Here is a 6,813-nt window from a genome sequence, read left to right on the forward strand (position 1 = left end):
AGGTTATTGGAAATAAATAAAATTTTAGTTAATAAAAAAGCAGGCTATTGGCCTGCTTTTAGTTTTATCACTCGCGTGTATTAAAACACGCTAAGTTATTTTTGTGCTCGACGCTGTATAACAGCCTGATCCAGCTCAGATAGTAAAGTTTCAGTATCTTGCCAACCAATACAAGCATCGGTGATACTTTGTCCATAAGTTGCCGCAACACCATTGACTAAGTCTTGACGACCTTCAACTAAGTGACTTTCGACCATAACACCAAAAATATTATTATTACCATCACGCATTTGCTGACAAACATCACGGCAAACTAACATTTGATTTTCAAATTTCTTACTGCTGTTGGCATGGCTAAAATCGATCATGATATTCGTATTCAAGCCTGAGGTATCTAGTTGCTCCGTCACTGCCTTAACACTGTCAGCATCAAAGTTAGTTGTTTTACCACCACGTAGAATAATGTGACAATCTTCATTGCCCGTAGTTTCAACAATCGCTGAATGACCATATTTAGTAACCGATAAAAAGTGGTGAGAAGCACTAGCAGCGCCAATAGCATCAATAGCCACCTTAATAGTACCATCAGTACCATTTTTAAAACCAACAGGGCATGATAAACCTGACGCTAACTCACGGTGTACTTGGCTTTCAGTAGTACGAGCCCCTATTGCACCCCAACACATAAAATCAGCCATGTATTGTGGTGTGATCATATCTAAAAACTCACCTGCGGTAGGTAAGCCTAGGTTATTCAAATCAAGCAGTAATTTACGACCAATACGTAAGCCATCGTTCAGTTTAAAGCTATTGTCCATATAAGGGTCATTAATTAGCCCCTTCCAACCAACGGTTGTTCTTGGCTTTTCAAAGTAAACACGCATAACAATTTCTAAGGTGTCTTGGTATTTTTCCCGTAATTTCACTAAGCGCTCGCCATATTCCAGTGCTGCTTTTGGGTCATGTATTGAACATGGACCAATAACCACGAGTAAACGATCGTCTTGGTTGTTAAAAATTTTACTAATGGCTTGTCTGCCAGCAAAAACCGACTTTGTTGCTTGTTCTGATGATGGAAATCGCTCAAGTAATGCGATAGGAGGTAAAAGTTCTTTGATCTTATTAATACGAACGTCGTCGGTTTGATAAACCATAATGTTTTCTCTTTATACAGCGAATAATTTCTATTTAATATTTACGTCTAGACACCTAGATGATTAGTCCCGCAGTTAATTTATCAGTGTTCTAGCGCTAATAGCAACATAAAATACGAAAAAAGCGGTATAATAGAATTATTCGACATCAAAGAAAGATAAATAAATTTATTCTATAGTGCTTTGGTCGTATTTTTATTAGACATATTTATATAGGTTATCCATACGCATGATCCATTCTTCTTTGCCATTAATTGATTTACACCGTCATTTAGATGGGAATATTCGTCCAAAAACCATTTGGTCACTAGCACAAGAGCATAATATTGCTTTACCTGAAACTAACTTTGAGGCTTTTATTCCGCACGTACAAATTCAAGAAAGTGAAAGTGACTTACTTGCTTTTCTTAGTAAGCTTGATTGGGGTGTAGCTGTACTTAAAACGTTAGACGATTGTAAACGTATTGCCTTTGAAAATGTTGAAGATGCCTTCAATGCTGGTATTAACTATGCAGAATTACGGTTTTCACCTTATTACATGGCAATGAAAAATAACTTAGTTGTTGCTGATGTTGTTGCCGCCGTAATTGATGGTGTAAGTGCCGCATGTAAAGTATATGACGTAAAAATCAACCTTATTGGCATTCTTAGTAGAACCTTTGGTGTTGAAAAGTGCCAAGCAGAATTAAATGCCCTACTAACACATAAGCAACATCTAATTGCGATAGATTTAGCCGGTGATGAATATAACTTTCCTGGAGAATTATTTGTTGAGCACTTTAAGCAAGTACAAGGTGCTGGCTTAAATGTAACTGTGCATGCTGGAGAAGCGGCTGGGCCTGAAAGCATTTGGCAAGCAATAAATCATTTACACGCTCAACGTATTGGCCATGGTGTTGCTTGTTATCAAGATGAAAAATTGATGGATTACATGCAAAAACACGATATTGCCATTGAGTCATGCCTAACATCAAATTATCAAACCGGCACGATTAAAGATTTGTCACAGCACCCTATTAAACATTTTTTAGCACGAGGTTTATTAGTTTGTTTAAATACTGACGACCCAGGTGTACAAGGGGTAGAGCTTAAAAATGAATATAGTGTTGCCCGTGAGACTTTAGGCTTTACAGACCAAAATATACAGCAACTACAAGAAAACTCATTAAAAGCTAGTTTTTTATCGGATAGCGAAAAACGTGCACTAAAAGATAAAATAGTAAATAAATAGCAGAGGTAATGTTGCTGTTGTTAATATTAGGTTAAAATGATCGATTAACAACTCACTAGGAGAACTTATGTTCGAAGTGCTTATTGCAACGATAACAGGCATTATTGTCGGTTTAATATTTTCACTGTTAAAATTACCAGTGCCAGCACCACCGGTTTTATCTGGTATTGCCGGTATTTTCGGTATTTATTTAGGTGGCGTCGGTTATCACTGGATCATCGAACGCTTTTTCAGTTAAAATCCAACTGTAAATAGTTAAAACAAGACACATCAGTAAAACACCCTTGATAGCGGCCGAATCTTCTCGGCAACGGCTAGAAACTTACTGTGATTGAACACCACTAACAAAGGTTAACACTCATGGCAACAGCACACATAGAAGCAAACAACGGCGATTTCGCAAAAACGGTTCTTATGCCGGGCGATCCACTACGCGCAAAATATATTGCAGAGAATTTTCTTGATGACGCAAAATGCGTTACTCGCGTACGTAACATGTTTGGTTACACAGGCACATATAAAGGTAAGTCAGTTTCAGTAATGGGCTCAGGTATGGGCGTACCATCAATTTCAATTTACGCAACAGAGTTATATAAAGACTATGGCGTAGAGAGCATTATTCGTATTGGCTCATGTGGTGCTGTACGTGATGATATAAAAGTACGCGATATTATTATTGGCATGTCAGCTAGCACAGACTCTAATGTTAATCGCTCACGCCTTAATGGCTATGACTTTGCTGCAACGGCTGATTTTGATTTATTACATAAAGTAGTTAAAACAGCTGAAACAACTGGTAAAGGCGTTCGTGTCGGTAATATTTTCACTGCTGATTTATTCTACACGCCACAACCTGAAATGTTCGCTTTAATGGAAAAATATGGCATTTTAGCTGTTGAAATGGAAGCCGCAGGCTTATACGGCGTTGCTGCTGAGTATGGTAAAAAGGCACTAACGGTATTAACCGTAAGCGACCACATTAAAACAGGTGAACAAACTACCGCAGATGAACGTGAAACAACCTTTAAAGATATGATGGAATTAACACTCGATAGTTTATTATAAGCAATCAAAATAATTCAATAAAAAAGCCAGTCTAATGACTGGCTTTTTTATACAACTTTTTTGAACTCCAAAATACTACAATTTAATTCTATCTCTATTAAGTTGTAACATTTTTTCACCCACACCTTTAACATTAAGTAAGTCTTCAACAGAATTAAATTCGCCATGTAATTCACGATAAGCAACGATAGCCTGTGCCCGTTTTTCTCCTACGCCTGTAAGTAAAACTAATGTATCAATATCTGCTTTGTTAATATCAACCACTTGTACTGCTTGCTCAGTGCTAATTTCTGGTATTTCATTATGGCTTACAGCTTCAAGGGGTAATGCGAAAGTGATTATTAATGCTGTGAGAATATAATAGATGTGTTTGTTCATAGTACTTTCCTTCTAAAGTTAATATCCATATAAGCGAATTACTAGCACTACACATTTATAGATAATTCGCTTCATTAGGTTTAGAAGTTAGCCTACTATTTGTCAAATTAGTAACGCTAAAAATAGTACATTTAGTCGATATTTAGCTAATTGATTGATTGATTTCTTGTAATACTAGATGAGGGTTTTCAGCTTTAGTGATCGGGCGACCAATAACTAAATAATCCACACCAACATCTACCGCTTCACGAGGCGTCATAATACGCTTTTGATCATCAGCATTAGCTCCAGCTGGGCGAATACCAGGTGTGACTAGGTTAAACTCTCTACCTAATAATTTTTTTAATGTCTCAGCTTCTTGTGCCGAACACACTACACCGTCTAAGCCTGCTTTTTTAGTTAACGAAGCCAAATGCTGTACTTGCTCTGCAGGAGATTTAGTAATACCTAAACCAGCAAGGTCTTCCTCACCCATACTTGTCAGTACGGTAACAGCAATAAGTAATGGCGCTTTATCTCCATAAGGTAATAACGCTTCTTTCGCTTTTTCCATCATTTTAAGGCCGCCAGATGCGTGTACATTAACCATCCATACACCTAATTCTGCTGCCGCAGTAACAGCCTTAGCGACCGTATTAGGAATATCATGAAACTTAAGATCAAGAAAAACATCAAAATCACGTTCAACAAGCTCTTTTACAAATTCAGGGCCAAAATGAGTGAACATTTCTTTGCCAACTTTTAACCGGCACTCACTCGGTTGAATTTTATCTACAAAAGATAACGCCTCATCTTTATTATCAAAATCTAAGGCTACGACAACTTTTGCATCTCTCATGCGATTTTCCTCAATAAGGTAATATTTTTAACAATAATGTAGCGCGCAAATTTGCGCTAAGAAATGCAGTTATAAGAGCATTTCTTTTTAATAATTTGTTTAACGAAAGTTAAACTGCTTATTCGCCGTCTAAACCGCGAACAGGCTTCAACTGCTCCCAATCATGACAAGAAGGACACGACCAATAATGTGTTCCTGAATTAAAGCCACATGTTCGACAACTATAGCGGTGTTTAACATTTAAGTAAGCTGAAACTAATTCACGAATAACTTCTAAGTTTTCTGAAGTATTCTCTGATTCACTTTCGGTCATTTGCATTTTAACAAAATGTTTAAAGCCACGAATAGTTGGACGGCGCTTTAATGCAGATAAAATAAAGGTTTTTGCGTGGTTAAGTCCTTTAGCTTTCTCAATATGACTTAAATATTTAATAAGAGCACTAGTACTACCCGTTTCATCATAAACTTTCTTAATAAATTTAAAGAACTCTTCTTCTGCGTCTAATGCTTGATAACACAAAAACATTTTTTCTATTACATCAGGGAAAAACTCTTTGTCTTGCTCGTAAATAGCTTTATAACATTGGCATGCTTCATTAAATTGTTTATGGTTTTCATAAATTTGAGCCATCAACCAATTAGCACGCGATGAATTAGGATCATGACTTAATGCATGCTCTAATAGCTCAATCACTTCAATAAATTCATCTTGCTCTAATGCTGTTGATGCGAGCTCACAATAAAAATTAGCTAAAGTGTGCAGAAGTTTTTTATCACGAGTTTTTACTATCGCTTTTTTTAATACAATTCCCTGCTGCCAATCTTTCGTTGACTGATATATTTGCATTAAAGCTGTTAATGATTTTAAGCCATAAATTTTAGATTTAAGAAGTTTATGAAACATCGACTCAGCGCGATCATACAAGCCCGCACTTAAAAAATCTTTAGCAAGTTCGAAAACTGCTTGTTGCTTTGCACTATTAGGTAAGTGCTTTTGTCGCACTAAATGCTCGTGTACTTTTAACGCTCGGTCGAGCTCACCGCGACGTCGAAATAAATTTGCCATGGCAAAATGCGCTTCAACGGTATCATCTTCAACCTTTAACGCTTCAAGCAAGTAATCAATGGCTTTGTCTTGCTGATTCGATAATAAGTAATTTAAGCCGGTGGAGTATTTTATCGAAAGCTCTTGCTTGGCAGAATGATCGTTTTGCTTGACGCTATTGCGCCCCATAAACCAACCATAACCCATAGCAACTGGTAATAGTAAAAAAAGTAAACCTAGCATACTAGGACTTCTTCACTGCAGCTAATTGCGCACTTTTATCAGGTTTTATCATGCGTAATAACTTCCAAAACAATGCAAACAATAAACCTAAAACAAAACCTATTGCAGTAAATAAACTCACCGCCGCCGCAACTGACATATCAACTTTAGCAATAAGATAGTTTAACGTCAGCACTTGTTCATTTTGACTACCGAAAATAAAGGCGATAGCAAGGAGGAAAAGAAAAAGGATAACAGTAATATATAAGCGCATGGTAGTTCATCCAAAACAACACAAAAAAAAGGCATGCTGATAGCATGCCGTTTATTCACAAATTCTGCAATTACGCGATTGAAAGATTTACTCTTTCACGTAACTCTTTACCAGGTTTAAAATGCGGAACATATTTACCGTCAAGCTCTACAGACTCGCCAGTTTTTGGGTTCCGTCCCACGCGAGGAGCACGATAATGCAACGAAAAGCTGCCAAAACCTCTAATTTCAATACGTTCACCTTTTGACAAGGTTTGCGCCATCATTTCAAGAATTTCTTTAATAGCTTGTTCTACATCTTTCGCAGCTAAATGATTTAATTTTTCTGCTAATCTTTCAATGAGTTCTGATTTGGTCATTTGACCTCCAGTGTTCACTATAGCTTCGCGCCATCGGATTTAAACATTTAAGAAGAACTGCACTTTGCAGTTCTTCTTCACTTGGTATTGCTAGGATTTAGCTTTTAGCGTTTTTAAACGCTTCTGCCATTGCACTCAAGCCAGAAGTATCTTCTGCAGCTTGGTTCAAGTTATCCATAGCTTCACGCTCATCTGCTTGATCTTTCGCTTTGATTGATAAGCTGATAGTGCGGTTCTTACGATCAACA

At 37.1% G+C, this 6,813-nt stretch carries 9 protein-coding genes; 3 read left to right on the forward strand and 6 right to left on the reverse strand.

The genetic code is table 11. The annotated features are described in order from the left end of the window. Positions 1–95: 95 nt before the first annotated feature. Positions 96–1,154 (reverse strand): 3-deoxy-7-phosphoheptulonate synthase AroG, encoded by a 1,059-nt coding sequence (aroG, locus tag AC27E9_RS18595; protein WP_487132804.1) that lies wholly within the window; start codon positions 1,152–1,154, stop codon positions 96–98. 229 nt (positions 1,155–1,383) lie between these two features. Here aroG and add point away from each other — a divergent pair, with 229 nt between their 5' ends. From add to deoD, 3 genes are all read left to right on the forward strand, one after another. After that, positions 1,384–2,385 carry an adenosine deaminase gene (gene add / locus AC27E9_RS18600; protein ID WP_487132805.1) on the forward strand — a complete coding sequence of 334 codons (1,002 nt, stop codon included), beginning with the start codon at positions 1,384–1,386 and terminating at the stop codon, positions 2,383–2,385. A 67-nt stretch (positions 2,386–2,452) separates the two neighbouring features. Continuing rightward, positions 2,453–2,623: a XapX domain-containing protein gene (locus AC27E9_RS18605; protein WP_487132806.1), complete on the forward strand. Its 171-nt coding sequence runs from the start codon at positions 2,453–2,455 to the stop codon at positions 2,621–2,623. 122 nt (positions 2,624–2,745) lie between these two features. Beyond that, entirely contained in the window at positions 2,746–3,450 is a 705-nt protein-coding gene (gene deoD, locus AC27E9_RS18610; protein ID WP_487132807.1) for a purine-nucleoside phosphorylase, read from the forward strand. A gap of 75 nt (positions 3,451–3,525) precedes the next feature. Here the strand turns inward: deoD and AC27E9_RS18615 are convergent, their stop codons facing one another. The 5 genes from AC27E9_RS18615 to ihfB all read right to left on the reverse strand — a co-directional run bounded on the left by AC27E9_RS18615 (position 3,526) and on the right by ihfB (position 6,583). Further along, entirely contained in the window at positions 3,526–3,828 is a 303-nt protein-coding gene (locus AC27E9_RS18615; RefSeq protein WP_487132808.1) for a ComEA family DNA-binding protein, read from the reverse strand. 142 nt (positions 3,829–3,970) lie between these two features. Continuing rightward, a complete protein-coding gene (gene pyrF, locus AC27E9_RS18620) occupies positions 3,971–4,666 on the reverse strand; it encodes an orotidine-5'-phosphate decarboxylase (protein ID WP_487132809.1) in 696 nt (231 codons plus the stop codon). Between the two features lie 118 nt (positions 4,667–4,784). Further along, positions 4,785–5,954 (reverse strand): lipopolysaccharide assembly protein LapB, encoded by a 1,170-nt coding sequence (gene lapB / locus AC27E9_RS18625; RefSeq protein WP_487132810.1) that lies wholly within the window; start codon positions 5,952–5,954, stop codon positions 4,785–4,787. Position 5,955: 1 nt separating this feature from the next. Next, positions 5,956–6,207, reverse strand: coding sequence for a lipopolysaccharide assembly protein LapA domain-containing protein (locus AC27E9_RS18630; RefSeq protein ID WP_487132811.1), 252 nt, complete (start codon positions 6,205–6,207; stop codon positions 5,956–5,958). A 70-nt stretch (positions 6,208–6,277) separates the two neighbouring features. Then, positions 6,278–6,583: an integration host factor subunit beta gene (gene ihfB / locus AC27E9_RS18635; protein WP_487132812.1), complete on the reverse strand. Its 306-nt coding sequence runs from the start codon at positions 6,581–6,583 to the stop codon at positions 6,278–6,280. Between the last annotated feature and the right edge of the window lie 230 nt (positions 6,584–6,813).

Source organism: Colwellia meonggei, assembly GCF_057537295.1.